The sequence below is a fragment of the Streptococcus sp. HMSC072G04 genome, from assembly GCF_001813295.1.
Taxonomy (GTDB): Bacteria; Bacillota; Bacilli; order Lactobacillales; family Streptococcaceae; genus Streptococcus.
In genome coordinates this window covers 42,296-68,619 of the sequence record NZ_KV812007.1, presented here as the reverse complement: position 1 = coordinate 68,619, position 26,324 = coordinate 42,296, and the positions used below count along the sequence as shown (strand labels likewise).

The 26,324-nt window shown below is 40.9% G+C and carries 26 protein-coding genes and 3 pseudogenes; 6 read left to right on the top strand and 23 right to left on the bottom strand.

The features are described 5' to 3' along the window. Positions 1 to 48: 48 nt before the first annotated feature. The 14 genes and pseudogenes from HMPREF2904_RS01565 to hisS all read right to left on the bottom strand — a co-directional run bounded on the left by HMPREF2904_RS01565 (position 49) and on the right by hisS (position 14,401). A complete protein-coding gene (locus tag HMPREF2904_RS01565; protein ID WP_070659571.1) occupies positions 49 to 1,512 on the bottom strand; it encodes an alpha-L-fucosidase in 1,464 nt (487 codons plus the stop codon). Between the two features lie 141 nt (positions 1,513 to 1,653). Continuing rightward, positions 1,654 to 2,430, bottom strand: a complete 777-nt coding sequence (gene trpA, locus HMPREF2904_RS01560) for a tryptophan synthase subunit alpha (protein WP_070659569.1) — start codon at positions 2,428 to 2,430, stop codon at positions 1,654 to 1,656. A 1-nt stretch (position 2,431) separates the two neighbouring features. Beyond that, a complete protein-coding gene (trpB, locus tag HMPREF2904_RS01555; RefSeq protein ID WP_049487558.1) occupies positions 2,432 to 3,637 on the bottom strand; it encodes a tryptophan synthase subunit beta in 1,206 nt (401 codons plus the stop codon). Continuing rightward, the gene (locus tag HMPREF2904_RS01550; protein WP_013904446.1) at positions 3,627 to 4,214 is read right to left on the bottom strand and encodes a phosphoribosylanthranilate isomerase; all 588 of its coding nucleotides are present in this window, start codon (positions 4,212 to 4,214) and stop codon (positions 3,627 to 3,629) included. The genes trpB and HMPREF2904_RS01550 overlap by 11 nt, the downstream gene beginning before the upstream one ends. After that, entirely contained in the window at positions 4,201 to 4,968 is a 768-nt protein-coding gene (gene trpC, locus HMPREF2904_RS01545) for an indole-3-glycerol phosphate synthase TrpC (RefSeq protein ID WP_013904445.1), read from the bottom strand. Before trpC ends, HMPREF2904_RS01550 begins: the two co-directional genes overlap by 14 nt. Continuing rightward, positions 4,965 to 5,969 carry an anthranilate phosphoribosyltransferase gene (gene trpD / locus HMPREF2904_RS11850; RefSeq protein WP_041818513.1) on the bottom strand — a complete coding sequence of 335 codons (1,005 nt, stop codon included), beginning with the start codon at positions 5,967 to 5,969 and terminating at the stop codon, positions 4,965 to 4,967. The genes trpC and trpD overlap by 4 nt, the downstream gene beginning before the upstream one ends. A 9-nt stretch (positions 5,970 to 5,978) precedes the next feature. After that, positions 5,979 to 6,539, bottom strand: a pseudogene (locus tag HMPREF2904_RS11845) (aminodeoxychorismate/anthranilate synthase component II); the annotation flags it as partial. Next, positions 6,536 to 7,894 carry an anthranilate synthase component I gene (trpE, locus tag HMPREF2904_RS01535; protein ID WP_013904443.1) on the bottom strand — a complete coding sequence of 453 codons (1,359 nt, stop codon included), beginning with the start codon at positions 7,892 to 7,894 and terminating at the stop codon, positions 6,536 to 6,538. The gene trpE and the pseudogene HMPREF2904_RS11845, both read right to left, overlap by 4 nt. Before the next feature lie 514 nt (positions 7,895 to 8,408). Continuing rightward, entirely contained in the window at positions 8,409 to 8,771 is a 363-nt protein-coding gene (locus tag HMPREF2904_RS01530) for a DUF1304 domain-containing protein (RefSeq protein WP_013904442.1), read from the bottom strand. 15 nt (positions 8,772 to 8,786) lie between these two features. Next, positions 8,787 to 9,215 carry a MarR family winged helix-turn-helix transcriptional regulator gene (locus HMPREF2904_RS01525; protein WP_003009542.1) on the bottom strand — a complete coding sequence of 143 codons (429 nt, stop codon included), beginning with the start codon at positions 9,213 to 9,215 and terminating at the stop codon, positions 8,787 to 8,789. Between the two features lie 280 nt (positions 9,216 to 9,495). After that, positions 9,496 to 10,125, bottom strand: a complete 630-nt coding sequence (locus tag HMPREF2904_RS01520) for an HAD-IA family hydrolase (protein WP_070659567.1) — start codon at positions 10,123 to 10,125, stop codon at positions 9,496 to 9,498. Beyond that, the gene (locus HMPREF2904_RS01515; RefSeq protein WP_013904440.1) at positions 10,122 to 11,402 is read right to left on the bottom strand and encodes an MATE family efflux transporter; all 1,281 of its coding nucleotides are present in this window, start codon (positions 11,400 to 11,402) and stop codon (positions 10,122 to 10,124) included. Before HMPREF2904_RS01515 ends, HMPREF2904_RS01520 begins: the two co-directional genes overlap by 4 nt. A gap of 50 nt (positions 11,403 to 11,452) precedes the next feature. Next, positions 11,453 to 12,937 carry a threonine synthase gene (gene thrC, locus HMPREF2904_RS01510; RefSeq protein ID WP_070659565.1) on the bottom strand — a complete coding sequence of 495 codons (1,485 nt, stop codon included), beginning with the start codon at positions 12,935 to 12,937 and terminating at the stop codon, positions 11,453 to 11,455. A gap of 180 nt (positions 12,938 to 13,117) precedes the next feature. Further along, a complete protein-coding gene (hisS, locus tag HMPREF2904_RS01505; RefSeq protein ID WP_049517964.1) occupies positions 13,118 to 14,401 on the bottom strand; it encodes a histidine--tRNA ligase in 1,284 nt (427 codons plus the stop codon). Between the two features lie 170 nt (positions 14,402 to 14,571). On the opposite strand from hisS, the pseudogene HMPREF2904_RS01500 reads away from it, so the two are divergent. After that, positions 14,572 to 14,912: pseudogene (locus tag HMPREF2904_RS01500) on the top strand (metal-sulfur cluster assembly factor). A gap of 164 nt (positions 14,913 to 15,076) precedes the next feature. Here HMPREF2904_RS01500 and HMPREF2904_RS01495 read toward each other — a convergent pair. Both HMPREF2904_RS01495 and ilvD read right to left on the bottom strand, forming a co-directional pair. Beyond that, entirely contained in the window at positions 15,077 to 16,351 is a 1,275-nt protein-coding gene (locus tag HMPREF2904_RS01495) for a uracil-xanthine permease family protein (RefSeq protein ID WP_070659563.1), read from the bottom strand. Between the two features lie 587 nt (positions 16,352 to 16,938). After that, entirely contained in the window at positions 16,939 to 18,642 is a 1,704-nt protein-coding gene (gene ilvD, locus HMPREF2904_RS01490; protein WP_070659561.1) for a dihydroxy-acid dehydratase, read from the bottom strand. Between the two features lie 214 nt (positions 18,643 to 18,856). Between ilvD and rpmF the strand changes: the two genes are divergently transcribed. Together rpmF and rpmG are read left to right on the top strand one after the other, a co-directional pair. Continuing rightward, positions 18,857 to 19,039 (top strand): 50S ribosomal protein L32, encoded by a 183-nt coding sequence (gene rpmF / locus HMPREF2904_RS01485; RefSeq protein WP_003009516.1) that lies wholly within the window; start codon positions 18,857 to 18,859, stop codon positions 19,037 to 19,039. A 15-nt stretch (positions 19,040 to 19,054) separates the two neighbouring features. Beyond that, complete coding sequence (gene rpmG / locus HMPREF2904_RS01480) at positions 19,055 to 19,204, top strand: 50S ribosomal protein L33 (protein WP_001265622.1); 150 nt, start codon at positions 19,055 to 19,057, stop codon at positions 19,202 to 19,204. A 479-nt stretch (positions 19,205 to 19,683) separates the two neighbouring features. Here the strand turns inward: rpmG and HMPREF2904_RS01475 are convergent, their stop codons facing one another. From HMPREF2904_RS01475 to HMPREF2904_RS01455, 5 genes are all read right to left on the bottom strand, one after another. Then, positions 19,684 to 20,469 carry an ABC transporter permease gene (locus HMPREF2904_RS01475; protein WP_003013947.1) on the bottom strand — a complete coding sequence of 262 codons (786 nt, stop codon included), beginning with the start codon at positions 20,467 to 20,469 and terminating at the stop codon, positions 19,684 to 19,686. Position 20,470: 1 nt separating this feature from the next. Beyond that, complete coding sequence (locus HMPREF2904_RS01470) at positions 20,471 to 21,265, bottom strand: ABC transporter permease (protein ID WP_070659558.1); 795 nt, start codon at positions 21,263 to 21,265, stop codon at positions 20,471 to 20,473. After that, a complete protein-coding gene (locus tag HMPREF2904_RS01465; protein ID WP_070659556.1) occupies positions 21,262 to 22,248 on the bottom strand; it encodes an ABC transporter ATP-binding protein in 987 nt (328 codons plus the stop codon). The genes HMPREF2904_RS01470 and HMPREF2904_RS01465 overlap by 4 nt, the downstream gene beginning before the upstream one ends. Next, the gene (locus HMPREF2904_RS01460; protein WP_003010127.1) at positions 22,241 to 22,444 is read right to left on the bottom strand and encodes a hypothetical protein; all 204 of its coding nucleotides are present in this window, start codon (positions 22,442 to 22,444) and stop codon (positions 22,241 to 22,243) included. Before HMPREF2904_RS01460 ends, HMPREF2904_RS01465 begins: the two co-directional genes overlap by 8 nt. Positions 22,445 to 23,124: 680 nt before the next feature. Beyond that, positions 23,125 to 23,625, bottom strand: coding sequence for a hypothetical protein (locus HMPREF2904_RS01455; RefSeq protein WP_070659555.1), 501 nt, complete (start codon positions 23,623 to 23,625; stop codon positions 23,125 to 23,127). A gap of 136 nt (positions 23,626 to 23,761) precedes the next feature. Between HMPREF2904_RS01455 and HMPREF2904_RS01450 the strand changes: the two genes are divergently transcribed. Together HMPREF2904_RS01450 and HMPREF2904_RS01445 are read left to right on the top strand one after the other, a co-directional pair. Next, the gene (locus HMPREF2904_RS01450) at positions 23,762 to 23,950 is read left to right on the top strand and encodes a hypothetical protein (RefSeq protein WP_014713950.1); all 189 of its coding nucleotides are present in this window, start codon (positions 23,762 to 23,764) and stop codon (positions 23,948 to 23,950) included. Further along, positions 23,943 to 24,554, top strand: a complete 612-nt coding sequence (locus tag HMPREF2904_RS01445; protein ID WP_070659553.1) for a Fic/DOC family protein — start codon at positions 23,943 to 23,945, stop codon at positions 24,552 to 24,554. The genes HMPREF2904_RS01450 and HMPREF2904_RS01445 overlap by 8 nt, the downstream gene beginning before the upstream one ends. 180 nt (positions 24,555 to 24,734) lie before the next feature. Here HMPREF2904_RS01445 and HMPREF2904_RS01440 read toward each other — a convergent pair whose 3' ends face one another. Together HMPREF2904_RS01440 and HMPREF2904_RS01435 are read right to left on the bottom strand one after the other, a co-directional pair. Next, positions 24,735 to 25,490 carry an SDR family NAD(P)-dependent oxidoreductase gene (locus tag HMPREF2904_RS01440; RefSeq protein WP_070659551.1) on the bottom strand — a complete coding sequence of 252 codons (756 nt, stop codon included), beginning with the start codon at positions 25,488 to 25,490 and terminating at the stop codon, positions 24,735 to 24,737. 13 nt (positions 25,491 to 25,503) lie between these two features. Next, positions 25,504 to 25,752: pseudogene (locus HMPREF2904_RS01435) on the bottom strand (acetyl-CoA C-acyltransferase); the annotation flags it as partial. A 119-nt stretch (positions 25,753 to 25,871) separates the two neighbouring features. Between HMPREF2904_RS01435 and HMPREF2904_RS01430 the strand changes: the two are divergent. Further along, positions 25,872 to 26,234 carry a MerR family transcriptional regulator gene (locus HMPREF2904_RS01430; RefSeq protein WP_070659547.1) on the top strand — a complete coding sequence of 121 codons (363 nt, stop codon included), beginning with the start codon at positions 25,872 to 25,874 and terminating at the stop codon, positions 26,232 to 26,234. Positions 26,235 to 26,324 lie beyond the last annotated feature (90 nt).

Sequence of the window (26,324 nt, the reverse complement as noted above, 5' to 3'; positions counted from 1 at the left end):
GTATACAAGAGAAACCTAAACAATTCCTTATAGAAAGCTTCAAGAAAACTAAAAGCTGAGGCGCAAAACACGCGGTTGTTTTTTGCTACAAGCTGGTAACTGAAGATGGAGCCCTGTCTCATCTTGGCTCCAAGAAAGGGGCTGGCTTTCTCCAAGGAGCTCTAGCTTTTGAATGCGCGCATGAAGAATTCTCGGTTGCTTGAGATCATAGGCGAGAGACGGCAAGGTCAACCCTTCCGTCCTTCCACCTGGTTCCAGCTGGATAGCATAAAGAAAGCCATCACGCATGGTATAGCGGAAATCTTGGCTAGTATAGAGTGGCGCTTGCCCATCTGAGAAGGAACCTTCCTGGGCCTCGGTCGGTCCGTCTGATGACACCCGCCAAGGCCGACTCTGATAAATGGCTTCTCCATTTACCGCCAGCCAGTTCCCGATCTCTGTGAGGATGTCTTGGTCTTGCTCAGGGATCGTGCCATCTGCCTTGGGTCCAATATTGAGCAGAAGATTGCCATTTTTTGCCACAACATCAACTAAATTTTGTAGCAATTCCTTACTGCTCTTGTAGGCTAGATCCTGGGTATAGCACCAAGAATTACGGGCAATCGCGGTATCCATTTGCCACGGAAAGGCTTGCGTCTCTCCGTATCCTCCCCGCTCCATCTCAACGATTCCTGAACCGAAAGGGAGGGCATCCTGTTTGTAACAAACAGCCACCTTGCGATCCTCTTGTGCTGCTAGATTGTAATAATAAGCCAAAAAGCGCATCAAGTAGGGACGGAAACTCTCATGCTGGATCCACCAGTCAAAATAAAGGAGCTCTGGCTGGTAGTCCCGCACCAGTTCACAGGTTCGCAAAAGCCAATCTTCCAAGAATTCTTTGCTTGGATAAGGCTTGGAAGTCAGATCAAAATGATCCTTGGGCTCTGGCTCCGCTGGCCAATAAAGGCTATCTCTTGGGACTTCTTGCGGAATGTCACTAGTGAATTCCTTGCCATGTGAAAAGAAAAACTGGTGTTCTGCCCGGTGAGAGGACGTACAGAAGTGCAGGCCACGTTTTTCTGTTTCCTCCCTCAGCTCTCCTAAGACATCTCGTCTCGGCCCCATTTCTAAGCTATTATAAGGCGAGAGAGTAGAGGCATACATCTGAAAACCATCGTGGTGCTCCGCAACTGGAAAAAGATACTGGGCTCCCGCTTTTTGAAAGAGATCCAGCCAAGATGCCGGATCAAAGCGATCGGCTGTAAAAAGAGGAATGAGATCCTTGTAGCCAAAGCTGGCCTGGTCTCCAAAATGCTCTCGATGATAGTCATAACAAGGATTCCCTTGGATATACATATTTCGCGAATACCATTCCGAACCAAAGGCAGGTACACTGTAGACGCCCCAGTGGATAAACATTCCAAATTTGGCATCTCGATACCAATCCGGACAGACTTGATGGCTAAGAGAGTCCCAGCTTGGTTCAAAAGGACCTGACTGGACAACTTGATCAATCTCTTCAAGGCTTATCATTCTCTTCTCCTCTTTTCTTGTTACTACCTCTATTGTAACGAGAAAGCCTCGTTTGTAAAGATAAACGAGGGGAATGATTAAAATAGTAGACAAAGAGCTTAATCTTGGAGAATCGATCTGATGATAAATGAAATGAATCTTCTAGCCCTTCACTGCTTGAGAAATAAAACGAGCGATGGCGTCTATCTCCCCTTGATGGAGAGCCTTAACGATTTTGGACCCCACAATAACCCCATCTGAGACCTTGTTGAAACGGTGAACATCCTCCATGCTGGAAACTCCAAAACCTGTTAAAACAGGAATGGACGCTATTTCGTGTAATTGGGCCAAGTGGTGATCTAAATCATCTCGATAGCTACCAGCTTTCCCCGTCACTCCATTGACAGCAACGGCATAGATAAATCCTTCTGCATCTTGGATCAATTTCTTTTGACGCTCGATTCCTGTGGTTAGGCTCACTAGTGGCACCAAAGCGATGTCTTTATCCACTAATAGAGGCTCTACCAAATTCGCATGCTCATGGGGGAGGTCCGGAATAATCACTCCTTTGACTGCTGTTCCTTCTACATCTCTAAAAAAGTTTTCTAGACCATATTGGAACAAGGGGTTGAAATAGGTCATGATGACCAAAGGAACACTTGTCTCTAAGTGCTGGATCGTTTGCACCAGTTCCTCTGTCGTCGTCCCATGGGCTAAACTTCGTAGTCCCGCCTCTTCAATCACAGGACCATCTGCCACCGGATCCGAAAAAGGAATGCCAACCTCAATAGCTGAGACACCAAGCCCCTCTAAAAATTGGATGGTTTCCTGCAAACCTGCCAAGCCTTTTTCATGATCTCCTGCCATAATATAAGGAACAAAGATCCCTTGCTGCTGGTCTTTCAGCTTTTGAAAATGCTCTGTTAAGGTCTTTCCCATCTTACTCTCCTCTCTCTTGTTCTAGGCGGTCTTTGACTTGTACCACATCTTTATCCCCACGACCTGATAAGCAAACGATCATGGATTTTTCAGGCCCCATCTCCTTAGCCAACTTCACCGCATAGGCGATAGCATGGCTCGATTCCAGAGCTGGAATGATTCCTTCTACTTTCGAAAGCAATTGAAAGGCTTCTAGGGCTTCTTGGTCTGTCACAGGCACATAGGTTGCCCGCTTGATGTCATGGAAATAAGAATGCTCTGGCCCAATCCCAGGATAATCGAGACCTGCCGAAATCGAGAAGGCTTCTAAAATCTGTCCATGGGCATCCTGTAAAACATCCATCAAGGCGCCGTGAAGGACTCCCGGACGTCCCTTGGTTAAGGTTGCTGCATGCTGGTCTGTATCTACCCCAAGGCCAGCAGCTTCCGCCCCATACATGGCAACAGAGGCATCCTCAACAAAAGGATAAAAGAGCCCAATGGCGTTCGATCCGCCTCCTACACAGGCTAAGACTGCATCTGGTAGCGCACCATCATTTTGCTCTGCAAATTGGCGTTTGGCTTCTCGACCGATGACACTTTGAAAATCACGGACAATCTCTGGGAATGGATGAGGCCCTAGAGCAGACCCCATGATATAGTGGGTATCCTCCACATTTGCTACCCAGGCTCTAAGGGCAGCATTGACCGCATCCTTGAGAACCCGTGACCCATCTGTTACTGATTGAACCTTGGCGCCCAACAATTCCATCCGAAAGACATTGAGGGCTTGGCGTTTGACATCTTCTTCCCCCATGTAGATGGTGCATTCCATATCAAATAAAGCAGCAGCTGTTGCTGTTGCAACACCGTGCTGTCCGGCCCCTGTTTCTGCGATGATCTTCTTTTTGCCCATCCGGTGTGCCAACAAAACCTGTCCTAGAGCATTATTAATTTTATGAGCCCCTGTGTGGTTGAGGTCTTCTCTTTTAAGAAAAATCTTGGCTCCACCAACATACTTGGTTAGATTCTTAGCGTAATAGAGCGGTGTTTCCCGACCGACATATTGTTTCAGAAGCTGATCCAATTCTGCTTGAAAAGAAGGATCTGCTTGACTTTCTCTATAGGCTTCTTCTAATTCTAAAACTGCTGTCATCAAGGTTTCAGGGACAAATCGTCCCCCGAACCGCCCGTAAAATCCGTTTTTATCTGGTTGTTTATATGCCATGCTTGACCCTTTCTATAAATCGTTTTATCTTTTCTTGATCTTTTATTCCATTTGTCTCGACCCCACTGGATACATCCACCGCATAAGGATGAAAGAAGCGAATAGCATCTGCTACATTATCTACTGTCAAGCCCCCTGCAATAAAGAAGGGCTTTGTAAAGTTTTGGGTTTCGAGCTTTTGCCAGTCAAAGGTCTGCCCACTTCCTGCTACAGGAGCATCAAAGAGCAGATAATCGGCACTGGTCTCAGGAAGAACTGCATCTTTCCCCACTTGAACAGCGCGAATCGTTTGTTGGGGAAGGTCTTGCAAGATGGTTTCATCCATCGGTCCATGCAATTGTATCAGGTCCAAGCCCACAACTTGGCAAGCTTGCTCCACTTCTTCTCTTTGTGGGGATACAAAAACACCGACTTTTTGAACTCCCTTTGGAATGCCTGTAGCCAACTGCCGAGCTTGCTCCAACGTGACTTGCCGTTTGCTTGGTGCAAAGACAAAACCAATGTAGTCCGCACCGGCTTCAATAGCGGTCTGGACGGCTTCCGGAGTGGACAATCCGCAAATTTTAACCTTTGTCAATCTGCAACTCCTTTACTTTTTCAGCCACATTGTCTGCCTTCATGAGGGCTGTCCCAACGAGAATGCCACTAAAATAAGGAGCCAGCATGCGCGCATCTGCTGCTGCGAAAATAGCAGACTCCGAGATGTAAACCGGTTCTTGTTCAAAATTGGTCGCCAATTCTAGGCTAGTATGAAGATCAGTCTCAAAGGTCACCAAGTTGCGATTATTCACCCCGATGATCTGAGCACCAATCCGGTGAGCTACCTCTAGTTCTGTCAGATTATGGGTCTCCACCAAGACCTCCAGGCCAAGATGGGTCGCAAACTCATAGAGCTCTTGCAGACGAGTCTCTGATAAGGCTGCAACAATCAACAAGATCACGGTCGCCCCTGCGTTTCGCGCCCGAATCACTTGCTTTTCATCCACAATGAAATCTTTGTTGAGGGTGGGGATACGTACTTGACTAGATATTTCCCGGAGATACTCGATACTGCCCTTGAAAAACACTTCATCAGTCAAGACAGAAATCATCACGGCCCCATTTTCTTCGTAAGTCTTAGCCTGCGCGACGATATCCACATCGACATGAATATCTCCCAGACTCGGGCTAGCCTTTTTCACTTCCGCAATGACCTGAAGCTTTTCTGGATGACTCTTTAGGTAATCATACAGGCGGTAGGTCTCGCGCAAAGGTTGGAGTTCCTCTTCTTTCATCTCAGCCACTTCACGCGCCTTTTCCTTTAGAATCTTTGGCAAGAATTCTTGACTCATTTTTGATACTCCTGTAATAATCTCAATTTCTCAAGGGCAGCCCCACTGGCAATCACTTCACGTGCCAAGGCAATCCCCTCCTTGATAGAATCTACCTTGCCGTTGGCATAAAAACCAAGGCCAGCATTCAAGACAGTCACCTCTAAGAAGGGACTTGCTTCATTCTTCAAGACACTGAGCAAAATTTCCGCATTGCGTTTGGCGTCTCCACCACGTACTTGATCAATTTCGATGCGCTCCATTCCTATATCTTCTGGTTGAAAGCTAGATAAGGTAACCTGTCCATTTTCCAGAATAGCCAGCTGGGTTTCTCCATCAAGGCCTGCCTCATCCAAACCTTGTGGACCACTCACTACCACTGCGCGTTTTCGACCTAAATTCTTTAGAATCTCTGCCGTACTTTCCAGCATATCCGGACGACTGGTTCCCAATAGCTGGGTTTCTAGAGGAATCGGATTGATAAGAGGACCGGTTAAGTTCATCACCGTTGGAACCCCTAATGCCAAGCGAGCGGGCATAATATAGCGCATGCCAGGATGTAGATTTTTGGCAAATAGGAAGACAATTCCCGCCTTTTCAAACACTCGTCCCAAGTCTTTTGGACCCAAATCAAGGTTAATCCCTAGCGCTTCTAGCACATCCGCAGAACCAGATTTAGAAGAGATCGAACGATTTCCGTGTTTCGCCATCTTGATGCCGCCACCAGCAAGGACGAAGGCAGCTGTTGTTGAAATATTGAAACTATAAGAACGATCGCCCCCCGTTCCACAATTGTCCATTGCTCCTTGAACTTCTGTAGGAATAGCGACTGCATAGGCCTGCATCACTTTTGCAATAGCCGTCCGCTCTTCAACCGTTTCCCCCTTCATTTTGAGGCCTAGAAGAAGGGCCGTCACCTGTGCTTCTGAAGCACGACCAGCAACGACTTCCTCCATAGCAGCCTCTAACTCTGCACTGGTTAGATCCATTCCTTCCGCTACTTTTGCAAGCACTTGTTTCATCTTCCGCTCCTTGACTAGTTTGACAAAATTTTCGATGGTCTTGAGCCCATCTGGCGTCCCGATACTTTCTGGATGGTATTGAAAACCATAAATCGGTAAGCTACGGTGTTGAATTCCCATAATCGCTTGATCATCCGTCGTTCGAGAGGTAATGACAAAATCCTCTGGCATGTCTTCAATCGTCAGCGAATGGTAGCGCATAACTGGGACTTCTTTTGCGACACCCGCGTATAGCGGAGAGGGAGGTTCTAGCTGGATCTGGCTTTGTTTGCCATGCATGACCTGTGGTGCCAATCCCAAGCGCCCTCCAAAAACTTCCGCAATCGCTTGATGCCCCAAGCAAATCCCCAAGATTGGTTTGACCCCTGCGAAATCTCGGATCATCTCCTCCATCTTGCCCGCGTCCTTTGGCCAACCTGGACCTGGAGAAAAGACCAAGGCATCTGCTTCTTGGGCAACTTGGTACAAATCCGGATCATCATTTCGAAGCACCTGGACCTCATCAAATTTTCCGATATACTGTGCTAAATTGTAGGTAAATGAATCGTAATTATCGACTAATAAAATCATCCTTCTTCTCCAATCCTTGTCATTGATTTTGCCTTATTGACGGTTTCTTGGTATTCATTTTCAGCGATCGAATCATAAACGATTCCTGCTCCTGCCTGCACATAAGCCTTCTTATTTTTGAGGATCATGGTTCGAATCGCAATAGCAAAATCGAGATCCCCCGTCACAGAGAGATAGCCAATAGCACCCGCATAGACCCCGCGTTTCTCTTTTTCTGCTTCATAGATCCGCTTCATGGCTCGAATCTTGGGAGCACCCGAAACGGTCCCAGCTGGAAGAGTCGCCTTCAGAGCCTCAATGGAGGCTAGTCCAGGAAGTAATTGCCCCTTGACCACACTCGTCAGGTGCATCACATAACGAAAGAATTCCACTTCCATATATTTGGTCACTTCAACTGACCCATTTTGAGCGATACGCCCAATATCGTTTCGCCCTAGATCCACCAACATCCGGTGCTCTGCGACTTCTTTTGGATCCCCTGCCAAATCAGCTGCCAATTGCCGATCAGCCTCTTCATCGATCCCTCTGGGACGTGTGCCAGCAATGGGATTGGTCGTCACCACTCGATCCTTGACCGACACCAGACTTTCTGGACTGGCACCGATAATTTGGTACTCCCCAAAATCATAAAAGTAGAGATAATTCGAAGGGTTGGTCACGCGCAAATTGCGGTAATAATCCAATGGTTTACCTGAAAAATCAGCTGAAAAACGTTGACTGAGCACGCATTGGAACATATCTCCTTTTCGAATATAGTCCCGCGCTAGGGCCACCATTTCCTCAAACTCTTTTTGCTCCAAATGATTGTGGAAATGAAGCGCATGCAGGTCCTTGTCCTGAAACTCTTCTTTTGCAGGTCTTGCCAATTGCGCTAATACTTGCTCCAAGCTCGACGCTTGCTCTGCTTCACTCCGTCCACTATAGAGGTTCTCTTCCACCACATAGACCTTTTCCTTTTTGTGATCAAAAATCACATAGCTTTCATATAAGAAAAAATGGAGATCAGGTGTGCCGATCGTATCTTCCGGAATGGAACCAATGTTCTCATAGAGGCCAATCAAGTCATAGCCGACAAATCCAATTGCCCCACCGTTAAAAGGAAGCTCTTCTGAAGTTTTCCTTTTGACCGTGATGCGATTCAAAAAGTCCAAAGGATCCTCTTCAACAATTTGATCATTGTTATAGAGGACGCCATTTTCAAACTTGACTTCACTGACCGGCCGATAGGCTACAATTGAAAAACGCGCATTCTCTTTTTCACGAGGGATCGACTCCAAGATCATTTTATGGGGCGCATCCAATCGCATATAAGCCAAAATTGGACTCAACACATCAGCAGATAAAACTTTTTTCATATCAGAAACCTCTCTTCTAGAACTCTTTTATTCTAAGGAATTCAACCGCACCCTACTTCGCTTGCTAAGGCGATCAAGGTTATCCCATCGCTCTGTTTGCGCTTTGGGATCAATGTGCCTAAGCTCGCTTTGCTTGCTAAGGCACATAGAAAAGCCCTCACACAAAAACTGTGTGAGGGCGTAGTGTCCGCGGTGCCACCTCTTTTATAGGGAAAATTAGCTGGTCTTTCCCTACATCTCTATCTCCTCTATCAAGGAGTTGCACGGTAAGGGGTGCCAACCGAATTCACATGGGTTAGAATTCATTGATCATAACAGTCCAATTTTCATCAGTCGCTATTGCTTGTTCACAATTCCCACAAGCTCCCTGAAAATAGCCGACTCATTACTTTTCTGTTGCTACCATTATAACCCTTTTTTTTCGAAAGTCAATAAAATTTTTAGTCTTTTTTTATACTTTTTTCTACACTAATTTAATAAAATCAGCTCAAAGATTCCTATCGGCACGTCCTTTTTATCCCAAAAATAGGATACTCAACAAAGCTAAAATTGCAGGACCGCCTTGGGTCAAGATAATCTTTTTATTGGCTGTCATCGCACCGTAGGCCGCTGCTCCAATAATAAAGAGCACAAAAATCGTAACAACTTCACTATTTTTAGAGACAAACAATCCATACAAGAGGAAGACACCAATCAAGGCATTGTATATTCCTTGATTCTTAAATAAAGAGGTCACAGATGGGCGGACGAGTTCTTCTTTATCCATGTTGAAAACCCGACTTGTGGTATCAGATGTGGTTCTGATGCTCTCCAAATAAAAAATATATAAATGCTCCAGTGCAGCAAGACTTGCTAAAATAATCGTCAGTAATGACATCGTAGATTCTCCTTTTTATTCGACTGTTATTTGTTCAATGCCAGATACTAATTTGTCCAGCAGGTAAGAAAATTGCTCTTGTTCTTGAGCAGTCAAAATCCGACTCATCTGTTCTTTCACCGCCACATGATGGCGAGGGGGATGTTTGACCAAACGATTATAGGCCGTATCCGTCAAATGAATTAAGATTTCCCGCTGGTTTTTTGGATTTCGACTCCGATGGACAAACCCTTCCTTTTCCAATATTTTGAAATGCCGGGTTAAGGCCGCTGGATCAATCTGCAAGCGTTCCTGAACCGCGATCTGATTGCAAGGCGCTTGTTCTAATAAATCCTGCAAAATTTGATAACGCGTTAAGCTAATCCCTAGGCGCTTTTCAAAAAGTTGCGTAGTTGATTGATCTGCCAAACGTAGTTGGTAGAGCAAATCATTTATTTCTGCCATATTCCTTCTCCGTATTATTTTTGATAAATCAATAATTGACTAATCAATTATAAAATATTTCATATCCTCTTGCAAGGAAAAGAGCTTGCACTGTTTTTTTACACAAAAAAAGCCGCCTGATTTGGCGACTCTTAGGGAGATTATTATGAAAAAGAAAAGTTTTAGGATTTTTCTAAACAAAGTTAGGAGGTCTTTGTTGAGGTCTTTGTTTATGATTCTATTATAGCGGACATTTCTTAAAGAAAGCTTACGACTTTATTTCAAAATGAAAACAAATTCTTTACAGATTCTTTTCAGCGTTTAAAATACCTGGGATATCTAGTAAGGTGTTCATCTGATGATTGCCTTGATAGTCAGACGTCAAGAAATTGATACTCTGAATCTGGCTATTTCTTGCAAAGTCAATATCCAGGCTCCGATCCCCAATATAGTAGGTATTTTCTGGCTCCAACCCGTACTTCTCCATCAGATACATGGCAGCTTCTGGGTCAGGCTTGCGGGCAAAACCACTTTGACTGGTCAAAATCTCTGTAAAAAAAGATTCCAGGCCCAAGTCCCGTAGGATGACAAAGGCATTCTCTCCCTTATGGGTATAGACAAACTGCTCAATTCCAGCTTCTTGTCCCCAGGCTAGGACATCAGGCGCCCCATCCATCAGAAGGACCTGGGCATTTTTCTCTGCTAGACTTTCAGCTCGGCGATGATTTAAGTCCGTCACATCCAGATGATGCTCCTCCGCCACCGCTACTAAAAGATCTTGAACCGAATGTTTCAAGATGTAGTCTTTGATCCTCGCTCGGTCAAACGGAAGCTGATAAGTTGCATAGGTTTCCTCAAGACCTGCTAAAATAGCATCATAGGAATCCAGCAAGGTCCCATCCAAATCCCAAATAAAGGATCGTTTTGTCATTTTTTCTCCTCTCCTACTGTTCGTCTATATAGCTGACTCAAAAATAGCCAACGAAAGCCATTGTCTAGCAAGGTCCCCGTCCAGACCCCTGGAAGGCCAAAGCCAAGGGTTACTCCAAGCAGATAACCGGCTCCAATTCGAATGACCCACATGCCAATCGTCGTTGCATAAAATGGAAGTTTCCCATTTCCCAAGCCTTGCCAAACAGCTGTATAGATGACCGTTCCTGCTGTAAATGGTGTTCCCAACAAAGAAAAGAGGACAACCGATAGGCTAGCTTCTACCGCTTTCACATCCTGTGTGTAGAGATGGGTCAGAAGAGTGCCCCCCCAAAAAACTCCCAGAGCAATGGGCAACATCAACACAAAGGACAAGCAGTAAGACTGCTTTCGAAGGCGGTGAAGCTGCTCAAGATCACCTTCACCCAGGCTCCGTGCTACGAGCATGACCGTCGCTGTGGCCACTCCAAACACCGGCATGTAGTTAAACTGGGTCAAGGTCTCTCCGATGGCATTTCCTGCGACTGCCTCGGTTCCAAAGGCGACCACGATCGCGATAATCACCACATCTCCAGCCCGCATCATCAAGCGCTCTCCGGCAGCTGGAAGTGCTAAGTTCAAGAGCTTACGATCCAATCCCCAACGAAGGGGTGCAAAGGGCAGACGAACCTTTTGCCACAAGAGGAGGACGCCCACCAGACGGGCCAGCACCGTCCCCAAAGCCGCGCCGACAATGCCCCAGCCAAAAAGGAAAATGGCCACAGAGGAGAACAGAGCATTTAATAGATTGGTCAACAGGCTCACATACATAGGAAGACGTGGATTGTTGGCCACCCGAACCAAGGAGCCCAAGGTCATCATCAATCCTAAGAGAACAATGGTCCCGCCGACCAAGGAAAGGTAAATCCCCCCGCTTTCGGCTACTGCAGCTTCAGTCCCCAACAGCGAAATCATCTGGCGTCCAAATAACAGCGAAGCCCCTCCTAAGAGAGCACTCAACAATAAGGTCACCTTCAGTGACTCTGTCGCATGGTAGGCAATGGTTTCTTGATTTTTTTCGCCCAAGCTTTTGGACATGACACTGGCAACTGCCGCACCCAGTGCCAAAAAGATGGCTTGATAGATCGTGATGATATTCCCTGCGACGGAAACACCTGAAATGGCAATCAAGCCCAGGTGAGCCACTAAATAAGAATCCACCATGCCCATCAGCATTTGTAAGAAATTTTCACCCATGGCAGGAAGGGCGATGTTTAAGATTTTTTTGTACGAATTCATGAGTATATAAAAGAGCCAAACGGCTCTTTTGATCTTTCTAATACAGAGAATTAAAGTCCCAAGTAGTCTTCTACGGCTGCTTGCATGTCTTTGGCTGCCACGCTTGTACGATGGCGAACCGGTGCAGTTTCAAGGCCGTCTACAGCCGGTGGCACAGGAACACCTGAGAGTGTGTGTAATTTAGCCAAGGCTTCGAAATCGCCTAGACCTGTCTCGCCTGTCACCGCTTCTACTGCTACAACTGGGAATTTGTAAGGACTTGCTGTAGAGGCAATAACTGTTTTAGCAGTATCCCCTGTTTGGGTCCGGTATTTTTGATAAACGGCTGATGCTACGGCTGTATGAGGGTCTTCGATGTAATCAGACGCTTCATAAACCCGCTTGATCTCTGCAGCAGTTTCTGCTTCATCTGCGTATGCAGCCGCAAACAAATCTAAGATGTCTGCGTCAAAGTTGGACAATTGGTACTGACCTGTTGCAACGAGGCTTTCCATCAATTCTTTGGTCTTTGTGGCATCATTGCCTACCAAGTGGAAAATCAAGCGTTCCAAGTTTGAAGAGACTAAAATATCCATTGATGGGCTAGTGGTCACCTTGAACTCACGTTTCTTATCATAGACATGTGTTTTGAAGAAGTCTGTCAAGACATTGTTTTCATTTGACGCACAGATCAATTTTCCAACTGGAAGACCGATTTGTTTGGCATAGAAAGCTGCTAAGATATTTCCAAAGTTTCCTGTTGGGACGGTAAAGTTGACTTTTTCTCCCGCTGTGATTTGGCCTGTCTTCACCAATTGCGCATAGGCGTATACGTAATAGACAACCTGAGGCACCAAACGACCAATGTTCATAGAGTTGGCTGATGAGAATTGCATCTTGTTGGTTGCTAATTTTTCACGAAGCGCCACATCATTGAACATGTGTTTGACATTGGTTTGGGCATCGTCAAAGTTTCCATCGATCGCGATGACATGGGTATTGTCCCCCGTTTGAGTCGTCATTTGCAATTCTTGCACCTTGCTGACACCATCTTTTGGATAAAAGACAATGATCTCTGTCCCTGGAACATCGGCAAAACCTGCCATAGCAGCTTTTCCTGTATCTCCAGAAGTCGCCGTCAAGATGACAATTTTATTTTCCAAACCGTGCTTTTTAGCTGCTGTTGTCATAAAGTAAGGCAAGATCGACAAAGCCATATCTTTAAAGGCAATGGTGGAACCATGGAAGAGTTCCAAGTTGTACTGCCCATCGAGTTTGACAAGAGGAGCAATAGCTGGAGTATCAAACTTGCTGTCATAAGCATGAGAAATACAGTAGTCCAACTCTTCTGCTGTAAAGTCGTCCAAAAAGGCTGACAAAACAAGCTTGGCCACTTCTTGGTAAGAAGCGTCTTTGAGGGTATCAAAATCCAGCTCTACTTGAGAATAAGAGACTGGGGTAAACAAACCGCCATCTGTCGCCAATCCTTGAAGGATGGCTTGACTAGCTGTTACAGTATTTTTTTCATCTCGTGTTGATTGGTAAACTAATGTCATGACTGATTCATTCCTTTACTAGTAGTCTTCTCATTATATCATAAATGTCAGAAAATTTAACGGCTTTTCGCCAAATCTTGGCAAAGGTCGGCAAACAGAAGCTAGATAAAAGAGAGCAGGTGCAACGATTTTGCTCCTACTCCCATGCGAATCTGTTTTACAGGTGTCTGAAAGATTTGATCAAGCCAATCCCAACTCTGCTAAAACAGATGGAAAGTCTTTCTTCAAGCTTTCAAGAGCTACCGTTACTTCTTGACGAGTTTGGTTATTTTTCACAGTAACTTGACCACTCTCAACTTCACTACTTCCTAAGGTAATTAAGGCTTTGGCCGCAAAGACATCTGCTGACTTAAATTGTGCCTTGAGCTTGCGTCCAAGGTAATCACGTTCTGCCTTGAAACCTTGGATTCGAAGGGCTTGAACCAAGCTAAGCGCTGCTTCATTGACCTCATCTCCTAGGACAGCGATATAGGCATCTAGGCCTGTTTCGATCGGTAATTCAATGCCTTTCTTTTCAAGAACGAGAAGGATCCGTTCCACACCGATACCAAATCCAAAACCAGCTGTCGCAGGGCCACCGAAGTATTCAACCAAACCATCATAGCGACCACCCGCACAGACTGTCAATTCATTGCCTTCAATTTCTGTAATGAACTCAAAAATCGTGTGGTTGTAGTAATCCAAGCCACGCACCATATTGGTATCGATGACATAGGCTACACCTAAATCTTCTAACATCCGACGAACCGCATCAAAATGCGCTTGGCTTTCTTCATCTAGATAGTCTAGGATGGAAGGAGCCTGTTCAACCGCGGCCTTGTCTTCTTTTTCTTTTGAATCCAAGACACGAAGCGGATTTTCTTCTAAGCGACGTTGGCTGTCCTTAGACAATTGATCCTTCATTGGCAAGAGGTAATCAATCAAGGCTTGACGATAAGCCTGACGACTAGCAGGGCTTCCCAAGGTGTTCAAGTGCAAGGTCACATTGTCAATTCCTAGTTCTTTCAGGAATTGCGCTGCCATGGCAATGGTTTCGACATCCGTTGCAGGATTGCTCGATCCAAAGCATTCTACCCCAATTTGGTGGAATTGACGCAAACGACCTGCTTGAGGACGTTCATAGCGGAACATTGGGCCTATGTAATAGAACTTACTTGGTTTTTGTACCTCAGGCGCAAAGAGTTTGTTTTCTACATACGAGCGGACAACAGGAGCTGTCCCTTCTGGACGAAGCGTGATATGACGGTCTCCCTTGTCATAGAAGTCATACATTTCTTTGGTAACGATATCCGTTGTATCCCCTACTGAACGGCTGATGACTTCATAATGTTCGAAGATCGGTGTGCGGATTTCATCATAATGGTATCGCGCAAAGACCTTGCGTGCAAAGCCTTCTACATATTGCCATTTCGCTGAATCGCCAGGAAGGATATCCTGGGTCCCTTTTGGTTTTTGTAATTTCATAGCCTTCATCCTTTGTCTTACTTTTGCCTCTATTTTACCACAAATTCGAAGAGAAATGGAGGCTGGACCGAATTTCCTTCGTTCGACACGTTCAAAACCTCTTTCTCTTCTTGCCTTATCAGCCGAATTATGAGAAAATGGAAGCCATACTACACTGAAAGGATCTTGCGATGAGAGAGGATATCAAAATCAATGACCGCGCCCTGACACTAGAGAAGCCGTTAATCGAAAAATTGGAGCTTGTATTTGATACCGATGTTGAGTTAGATGTTTATAATCTTGGACTGATCTACGAGATCCATCTAGATGAAGCCGGTACTTGCAAGGTGGTTATGACCTTTACCGTACGGCTTGTAGCTGCGCTGAGAGTCTTCCGATCGAAATCGTCGCTCGCCTAAAAGAGATCGAGGGGATCGAAGATGTCAAGGTTGAAGTAACTTGGTCACCCGCTTGGAAAATTACACGAATCAGCCGATATGGCCGCATCGCCCTTGGTCTTCCACCACGATAACAATCATTACCATTTAAGAAACGCAGTCAACTTAATGAAGGAAAGCCTCTTTGGAAATCCAATCCATAATAAAAAAAACGAGGAACACCAACTCTGCCATCAGAGTTTGTTCCTCGTTTTTATAATGTTTGAATCCATTCAAACTTTTTCACTACCAGAACAAACTAAGCCTGGTCAGCTTTTGGTTCTGGAAGGATTTGATACAACACAATTCCAAGAATGGTTGACGTTGCGACACCAGTGATTTGAAGACCACCGAGGTCAATCATCAAACCACCGATCCCTGATACCAAGATCACACTTGCAATCAAGAGATTCTTTTTATTATCAAAATCAATCTTATGTTCAACTAAAATTTTCAAACCGCTAGCAGCGATAACCCCAAAGAGGGCAATAGACAAACCTCCCAATACAGGAGTTGGAATAGAGTGCAAGAGTGCTGATAGCTTCCCAATAAAGCTCATGACAACCGCAATCACTGCTGCACCTGAAATAACGTAAACTGAGTAGACCTTACTAAGGGCCATCACCCCAATGTTTTCCCCATAAGAAGTTACTGGAGGAGCTCCAAAGAATCCAGCAATAATCTGTGCCAAGCCATCACCAGTAAGCGTATGGTCAAGCCCTGGATCCTTGAAGTAATCACGCTCAGTCAAACTATTTAAAACCATGAGGTGGCCAAAATGTTCCGTCATGGTCACAAAGGCAATCGGAGCCATGGTCAAAATCGCACTTGGATAGAGCTTAAAGCTATAATCCACAAATGGAATGTCAAAGTTTGGAACTTGAATCCAATGCGCCGCACTTACCTCTGAGAAATTGACAAAACTATGTCCTGTCAGCAAACCAAGAGCCAATGAGAAAATATAGCCCACAATTAATCCAAGTAAAATTGGGACGACACCGACAATCTTCTTGCCATACATGTTAAAGAGGATAACCGCAAAGAGGGTCACCATCGAAATCAATAGAGCATAACCACTATAGCTTTTATTTAAGGTTGTCGCATCAGTGACTGCATTTGCCGCAAGACTCAAACCAATTACCATGATAATGGGACCAACCACGATTGGTGGAAGGACCTTATTAATCCAATCTTTACCCGCATGCTTAACAATCAGAGCTACAAACAAGTAGACCAAACCACCCGCCATAGCACCCTGGGCAACTGCCGCGATCCCATCTGACTTCATCAGCATTTGCATCGCTGCAATATAAGCAAAACTAGACCCCATATAAGCAGGAATCTTATACTTGGTCACTGTCAAGTGAGCCAAGGTCCCCAAACCAGATGAGAACAAAGCAATGGCAGGATCAATCCCAACCAAAATCGGCACCAGCACTGTAGCCCCAAACATGGCAAACAAATGCTGGAAAGATAAACCAAGCAATAAACCAGGTTTTGGCATATCATTCACATCATATTTAACGTCATTCACGATCGTAAAAACCTCCTAAAATTAAGATGCGACAAGCTATGGCTGAACAAAAACGTCTACCTTCGATGACCAAATCGTAAGGGAGTGCTTCATGCTCCATCATCGACGATTTCTTTTTTATCAAACCACTTTTCAATATACAAAAAAATCCCCCACAACAAGGAGATACACAAAATATAGGCTGGTCTTCCCAGGCCTTTCATTTCCATAGCTCCTTGCCTGCCTCTCTGGACAGTATTAAAGGATTGATTCGATTAGTCACAATTATAGCAGATTATAGACGAATTTACAAGAAAAATGGCAGATGATACACTCAAATCTCCCAAAAAGTAATATTCATACGCTTCAGCGACAGGGTTGAAAATAGCCACTCTGAGACAAAAAAAAGAGGCTGGGACAAAAGTCCTAGCCTCTCAATTATTTTTGGATTGTCGAGCAAGACGCAGTGGTTGAGTGGGCTCTACTACGCTGATTTCATCAGTTTTTACAGCCCTACTCAACTGTGCGGAGGTGGGACGACGAAATCGAATTCTAACGAATTACCGATTTCTGTCCCACTCTCTCTTTGGACAAAGTCGTCCTTGCAATTATTGTTTACCAGACTGTTCCATATTCCAGAAGTCGGTCACGGCACCACGAGATGCTGAAGAAACGATGTGGGCGTATTTACCCAAAACCCCACGACTATACAGTGGTGGCAAGGTTGTTTCTGCCTTGCGTTTTGCTAACTCTTCGTCTGAGACATGCATGGTAATTTCTTTGGTATCTTGGTCAACGGTCACCAGATCCCCTGTGTGGAGGTAGGCGATTGGGCCACCAACCTGAGCTTCAGGCGCAATGTGACCGACAACGAGACCGTAAGTCCCACCTGAGAAGCGTCCGTCTGTCAAGAGGGCCACCTTGTCTCCTTGGCCTTTCCCAACGATCATAGATGACAAGGACAGCATTTCCGGCATACCAGGACCACCTTTAGGACCTACGAAACGAACAACGACAACGTCGCCATCCACGATTTCGTCCGAAAGAACGGCTTCAATGGCAGCTTCTTCTGAGTCAAAGACCTTAGCAGGGCCCGTGATGTTACGAACTTTCACACCTGATACTTTGGCAACCGCCCCTTCTGGAGCCAAGTTCCCTTTCAAGATGATCAATGGACCATCGGCACGTTTCGGATTTGCAAGTGGCATGATGACTTTTTGACCCGGTGTCAAATCAGCGAAGGCTTCCAAGTTCTCAGCAACAGTTTTACCAGTACAAGTGATACGATCCCCATGAAGGAAACCATTCTTAAGAAGGTATTTCATGACGGCTGGCACACCACCAACATTATAAAGGTCTTGGAAGACATATTTCCCTGAAGGTTTCAAGTCCGCCAAGTGAGGCACACGCTCTTGGAAATCGTTGAAGTCTTCAAGGGTCAAGTCCACGTTAGCCGCGTGAGCGATCGCAAGCAAGTGAAGGGTCGCATTGGTAGAACCACCCAGCGCCATGGTGACAGTAATGGCATCTTCAAAGGCTTCACGGGTCAAGATATCCGATGGTTTGAGTCCCATTTCCAACATCTTGACAACAGCACGACCTGCTTCTTCGATATCGGCTTTTTTATCAGCCGATTCAGCAGGGTGAGAAGAGGAACCAGGAAGACTCATCCCAAGGACCTCAATCGCTGTCGCCATGGTGTTGGCCGTATACATCCCACCACAGCCACCAGGGCCAGGGCAGGCGTTACATTCTAGTTGCTTCACTTCTTCAGCGGTCATATCACCGTGGTTCCATTTCCCGATTCCTTCGAAAACAGAAACCAAGTCGATATCTTTTCCATCGAGATTCCCTGGAGCAATGGTCCCACCATAAGCAAAGATCGCTGGGATATCCATATTGGCAATGGCAATCATCGAACCAGGCATGTTCTTATCACAGCCCCCGATGGCCACAAAGGCATCCACGTTGTGACCGCCCATAGCCGCTTCGATAGAATCCGCAATGATATCACGTGACGTCAGGGAGAAGCGCATCCCAGGCGTCCCCATAGCGATCCCGTCCGCAACCGTAATGGTGCCAAATTGGACCGGCCAAGCACCTGCATCTTTCACACCTTCTTTGGCCAATTTTCCAAAATCGTGGAGGTGGATGTTACAAGGGGTATTTTCCGCCCATGTCGAAATCACTCCGACAATCGGTTTCTCAAAGCTTTCATCGGTCATTCCCGTCGCGCGAAGCATGGCACGGTTGGGAGATTTTACCATGCTATCGTAGACACTACTACGATGGCGTTTGTCTAATTCTGTCATGTCATTCCTCTCGTTCCATTTTTTACCATTATAGCATAAAAGAAGGCCCAAAGACAGATCCAAACTTTGAGATCAACTAGGGAGAAGAAACTTTTCCCAAAAATTTCAATTTTTTTGTCAAGTAACTTTACTTTACAAAAAAGTTTTGTTATACTGTTACAGTTGATGAAAATCAAACCTAATTGAATTTATATCTTAAAAGGAGAAAAACGAAATGGCAGTACCTGCACGTCGCACATCAAAAGCGAAGAAAAACAAACGTCGTACGCACTACAAAGTAACAGCTCCATCTGTAAACTTTGACGAAGCAACTGGAGATTACTCACGTTCACACCGTGTATCACTTAAAGGATACTACAAAGGACGTAAGATCGCTAAAGCTGCATCAGCTGAATAATAGAAGGGAGATACCATGCGCGTAAATATTACACTTGAACACAAAGAATCTGGTGAACGCTTGTACCTTACTTCTAAAAACAAACGTAACACTCCAGACCGTCTTCAATTGAAGAAATACTCACCAAAACTTCGCAAACACGTTGTGTTTACTGAGGTGAAATAGGGGTTCACTACACGTCAATAGATGTTAGAAACCTTGATTTTAAGCGATTCTTGAAATTCTAAATTTCACTACATTGCAATATAAATCAACCGAATCACTACCTTTTTCACTACCTTTTTTGAAATAAGAATAATGATTCGGATATATAAAAGAAGAGGAACTTTATTGTGAAGCTCCTCTTTTTGTTATGTGTTCTTTTTCTCACAGATCGTATGACCTGGTTTGACACAGTTGGATTTCAGGTACTTTCAGTTTAGCTTTATATCAACCATCATCAAAATCCAACTATTTTCTTATTTTAAAAAATATGAATAAGTTTGATTGAATGAGGGAATTTCTTTAAATTTTTTCTTAGCACCTATAAGTTAATAATACTATTCTTTAAATTATAGTTTATAATTATCTGATGTTTCAATGACCACAAAACAAAGTACAGCGAATCACTTCCTTTAGTCAAACATATAACTGAACAACATTGTTTATCTTCCTGCACTTTCATATTTTTTCAATCCTTTTCTAAAAATTGTACGACTGATAATAATCAAAAAAACTGTAAAAACTATTTGATAGAAAAATAGGTTCAATGTATCTTTCCCTAAAAATATTAATACTGCAGGATTGGCAATTAATAAATTGGGAACAAATAACATAGTGATCAATCTGTTAATACCTGTAAAAATATTATATGGATACTTAGAAATTCCAATATAATTCAAAAATACATCTACTTTTGAAAATTTAGTTGGGAACCAAAATGAACTAATCGTTATTAGAAACCAAATTGAATAATATATAATACAACCACACATTAAAGAAAGGATATAAAATAATATTTTTAATGAATTTAAATGTACATTTAAATTTCCATAACTTATAAAAATGATCGCAAGACCAAAAAAAGTATTCACGAATTGAACTAAATTAAATGATCTAAAAATATAGAACAACTGTGTATCAAACGGCCTCAATAAAATTTGATCCAAGTTACCACTCAAAATATCTGATTCTAAAATTCCCATACTTCTAATTAACAATCCCATCATAACTCCATCTACAATAGTGTAGGAACCTACCAAAAATAAAATTTGATAATAGTCCCAACCATTAAAAGAGTCTATGTTTAAGAAAATCAATCTAAAAAATACAATAGGTAAACCAATCCACAGTATCGACGAAAATAGACCACAAAAGAAGTCAAAATGAAAATTCATATCAGATTTAAAACCAAAATGAAGTAGCCTAAAAATTACTTTTATTCTAAACATTTTATCCTCCCACATTTGAGAAGTGCTCCACTCCTTTTCTCAATATGAATCTTGATATAATATAAAAAATGATGCACCAAATCAATTGAATACAAATAATTCTCAAATAGTCTATTAATTTATATGTATCATTACTAAACATCTGAAGCGGTTCATATACTAAGTATTTAAAAGGTAATACATCTAAAAACAGACGAAAATTATTTGAAAAAAAACTTAAAGGCAATAATATTCCTGATAAAAACTGAATTACTATTTCTTTAACAGTAAGGACAAAAAATATATTTTCTAACCAAAAAGAAAGCATACCTACACAACATGATATTAAAAACCATAGAACCATAGATAGAATAATTGCAATACTTCCTAAAATAAGAATTTCAATGGTTAATAACTCATTCTTGTAATAAACACTGGAGAATAAAATGACAGGAATGATGATGAATAATAAATGAGCAAGCCTATCTCCAAGCATTTTACAAAAATAATACTTATAAAAAGTAACAGGTTTTATTAATATGCTAAAAAAATTTCCTGAATGAACATCGTCATTGATTTCCCAATCAACTGGATAAAAAACAAAATATGAAAAAATTATAGTCCCCAAATAGTATTGAACCATTGAGGTAAAATCATATCCTGCTATATTTATCTGGTTACTCTTATATATATACGTCCATAAAAATACTGATATCATAATTTGTATACTTGCCTGTAACATTAACAATAGTACACTTGATTTATAGTTCAAAATAGATCGAAATGATATCAGAATAATAGACATTTCTTTTTTCAATTGTGCTCCTTTTTTGTAAAATAGTTTTGTAAAATAATTTCTTCTAAAGAAAGATTTAATATTTCAAAATCTTCTATATCTACAAGCTTATTGATTGATTCTAATGTCTCAAAGACAAAATCTCTAGGTATTTTTAGTATACATTCCGATTTTGTTTGAGAAATGACTACTACTCCTTTAACAGAGCATAACTCTGGTACCAAATCTAATGTCATTTTTATCTTTAAATATTTAAAATCAGAAAATTTAGATAAAATAACATCCATTGACTCCTGCAAAATAATTTTTCCTTTGTCAATGACGATTAATTCGTCACAAACAGACGAAATATCATCCATATCATGACTCGTTAAAATAATAGTAGTATGACATTCTTCATTCATTTTCTTTAAAAATATTCTGATATCTTTTTTAGACTGTATATCTAACCCTATAGTAGGCTCGTCTAAAAATAATATTTCCGGACTTGTTAAAGATGCCGCGATAAACTCCATTTTCATTTTTTGTCCAAGAGAGAGGGTCCGGACCTGCTGGTAAAGCTGATCTTTTACATTCAACAAATTGCTTAATTCCTGAATTCGTTCTTGTAAAATCGCCGGTTCTACCTCATATAAAGTACCAATCAATTGAAAATAATCCATAGCCGAAACATCTTGAAATAACTGTAATTTATTTCCTACTACTATTGAAATTTTTTTTCTAAAATTTATACTTCTTTTAAATGGAATTTCTCCATTCACTTCTAATTTTCCGGAACTAGGATAAAGAGTCCCAGTCAACATTTTAATCGTTGTGGATTTACCAGCTCCATTACTCCCAATAAAGCCAACTATACTCCCTCTCTTAATCGTAAAACTAATATCTTGAACAGCTCGAATCGTTATTTGATTACGTTTCAAAAATCTCTTGATAAATGGGAGTCTTGAATCAAAATTATAAAAATTTTTAGATAAATTCTGAGCATTAATAACTATTTCACTCATATATCTCTCCTTTCGATAAAATATATTTACTTGTACTTTTTCCATACTTTACCAAAATGCTAAAGATTGAGCTAAAATCTTCGGGATGGGTAAAATAATATTTGTCTTTAAAAAGTTTCTCAAAACCTTCAAGGCGATTATTGAAATCATTAAATTTTGTATTGTCTAGCTGGTTGAATGTCTCTTTAATATCCATAAACTTTCTCCGTGATTCTTTATTTCACTTTATAAATAGAAGAGTGTCTATATATTTATAGATCCTCAAGAACTTGCATTTTATCAAGTATAAGTAGAATAGTATGTAAGGGTTTACATATTCATATTATATGATTATTTAAGGAATCCGTCAATTTTCCACATTATTATATGCAAAATGTTTTTTTTAAAAATGCAAAAATCTATGAGCAAGATGTTTGACTTCCTTTTTTAAAGTATATATACTTATATTAACCTTAGAAAAGAAAAAATGTTTGAACAGATATTCAATAATAATTACTTTTTTTAAAATTAAAATTCGAACTTTAAATTTTTATCTTTTTTATATTATTGAGTAACCTAAATTGCCCAATTTGTAAAATTTAGCTAGACAAAAAAAGACATCCAAGAGAAATTTCTTAAATGTCTGTAAACGTTGATATAAGCGTGTTGATTAACGTTTTGATAATTGTGATGCTTTACGAGCTTTCTTAAGACCTGGTTGGAAACACTTCTATTTGAATACGTTGCAAAATGCGCTTAAAATCAATGTTTTCTCACGTTTTCAGAAAGAACAATTTCATCTAATTTGAATAACTTTCATTTGAATGGTGTGAATTTTACACTAAAAATACATGAATTGAGCTAGATTTTACCAAAAAGTTCACACCATTGGTTCAATTATTTTTTGTTACGTACATTTTTCTTAGATGATAGACTTCCTAATTTATTTCTTATAGCATTTGAGCAAACCTCCGTTAAAGGTTCTCCTATCGCCTCCTTGTAATTAAATCCTAATAATTGCATAGTCTTTAAAGTATCCTTATTAAGTAAAGCAACCAATTGTTTCATTGAATCTTCTTTCCCATCTTCAACATTGGTAAATGAAGATAGAAGAGAAATAACCCGTTCTAAAGTGTTGTGCAAATACTCGATATCTTTATCATCAATATGTACTTTTTCATATTCTTCTTTATATGCCTGAGCAATTCTAATTGCCTGTTCTCGTTCCGAAAGTAACTCATTTACAATTTCATCATAAGTATTTCGTAATTTATCGGCGTTACGTTCTTCCTTTAATGATTGAATTTTACTATTCACTAGTGTTGTTGTTCCCTTAAATGTTAGAGTTCCCAACTCAATCCCTGCTTTTACTAAAGCTTCTGTAATATATGGCTCCATGCTATACCTCTGTTATTTCTTTTTATAATAAAATTATTTTATCATAAATTCATACTTTAATAACAGTCTCTATCCTTTAGGTGAAAATACCGATTTTATGGTATAATAAGGATAACTCTATACAAGGAGGTGTGCCATGACTCTTGATGTAAATAAAGAAGAATTAACAATTTTAGGGATTCCCTTTGATAACTTTTCAGATTTTGATACTGTCTGGTATGCTATTGGGTCATCAATGATTGAAAATTATGAACCTACTGTTCAAGATGTGATTGACTTAAAAACTTATGTTATCAACAGACGAAAGGAATTGAATATTGGTTAAAAATCAATACGAAGGCTATGAGTACATTGACCCCAATCACCAATATACCTATCCAAATTCTACAGTCTTAATCAACAAACAAAATATTACAAATATTGAAGAAGCCTACCGGAATGAGCATTTATTCGTTACTAAAAGGCTTGCAGACTTGCGCTTGAAAACCATAGAAGTCTACTCCATTAGTGATATTTTAGCCATTCATAAATATTTATTTCAAGATGTCTATGCTTGGGCGGGACAATTTCGCAAGGTGAATATCTCAAAAAATGGGAATTCTTTTATGTCAATACAATCTTTCAGTACTGCCCAAGCATATATAAACCGCCTTATTCATACCTATTATCAAACTGCTAATTCAAAAGATGAGATTATTAAACAATTAGCAAAAATTCTTGATAATCTTAATTATTTCCATCCCTTTCGAGAAGGGAATGGACGAACTCAACGAGAAGTCATTCGTTCCTTAGCATTATCAAAAGGATACTCTGCACAAATACGCGTGGAACAAGATGATGAAGTTTACAATCTTTATATGGATGGGACAGTCTATGGGGACTTAGGAAAGTTAGAAGAACTACTTGGTAAAATACTGGAAAAATTGTAAATTAATCTACAAAAACACTTGTATATTTTTTAAATATCCTAAATATCACAGAAAATTATAACTTACTCAAAACTTAAAGACAAAAAGCTTCTGAAATCTAACGTTTCAGAAGCTTTCTTCTTATCATAAAACGACTGCAACTATTAATCGATACCACATTATCTATATTTATTAAAATAATTAATGTTTAAGTAGTGGTCCGCTAAGATGAAATTCAAAATTTGTAACATCAACTAAACCAACAACTTTGTCACTTTGATATAATTCCATCAAAAATTGTGCCATCTCTTCACTTGTGTGATATTTAGCAAAATGCTCATCATAATCATATTCTTTAGAATCTGTAGCAACTTGACCGAATTCCGTTTTTGTGGCAGCTGGAGCTAAAACCTTAGCTTTTAATTGATGTTGATTTGCCTCTAGTTCCAATGCCAAGCCTTCTGTAAAAGCACTGACATAAAATTTACTTGCACAGTATGTAACTGCATTTGGAACCATCATGTATCCGCCTCTAGATGATAAGTTAATCAATTGAGCGCCTTTACAATCTTTATAATCTCTCACATATAGAGTTGATAGAATTGTTAAAGCTTCAATGTTTAGATGGATTAATGTTATTATCTTTTCTAAATCTTGAGATTCAACCTTATCATAATTTCCAAAACCAGCATTATTTATTAGAGTAGTAATGTGATATTTTTTCAAGCTTTCATAAAGAGCAAAAACATTACTGGACTTCGATAAATCAACAACTTTAATAACAACATCTAAATCCGGATAATGGTTCAAAATCTCTTGCTTCAATTCTTCTAGTCGTTCTTGACGCCGAGCAATTAAAATAAGATTCGTTCCTAATTTTGCAAATTGTCTTGCTGTCTCCGCTCCTATACCAGCACTGGCTCCAGTAATACAAGTATAATTCTTCGTTTGTTCCATACTATTTTCTCCTTTACAGATTGCTATTTGCATTTTTTATAAGAGTCGCTGCTCCCATTCCGCCACCGATACACAAAGAAGCGATTCCATAATTTCCTTTATTTTCAATCAACTCATAAATTAGAGTAGCCAGTATTCTGCTTCCTGAAGCTCCAACTGGATGCCCTAAAGCAATGGCACCACTCTTAGGATTAACCTTATCCATATCATTGATTCCCAATTGTCTTATGCAAGCTATTGATTGTGCAGCAAATGCTTCATTTTCCTTTGATACTATGTATTTTACATAGTAAAGTGCACTTTATGTCAAGAGAAAACTGAAATTTTTTTGATTTTTTTAAAAATTATGCTAAAATAATAAAAAATAAAGGGGGGAATATTATGGCTCACTATTCTATTGGAGAATTTGCTAAAAAAACTGGACTTCCTATTCCCACACTTCGATACTATGAGCAAGAAAAATTGATTTACTCACACAGAGAAGAAAATAATCGTAGATACTATGATGACTCTGATATAGCGTGGACTCAATTCATTATTAGATTAAAAAAGACGGGAATGTCTATTAAAAATATGCAAGAATACGCTGACCTAAGATATAAAGGAGACTCCACAATTCCTCAACGACTTAGACTACTATTTTTTCAACTTGATGAACTTCATAAGCAACAAACTGAAATTAACCAACATATTGATTTTCTTGAAAAGAAAATTAAAACTTATTTAGGTATTAATCCTAATTAGCACCATTATTATTTTCTTTATCTAAAAAAGGGATTGACAATAAAATTTCAATCCCTTTTTGAACATCTCGTATTTGAATGAATTTCAATA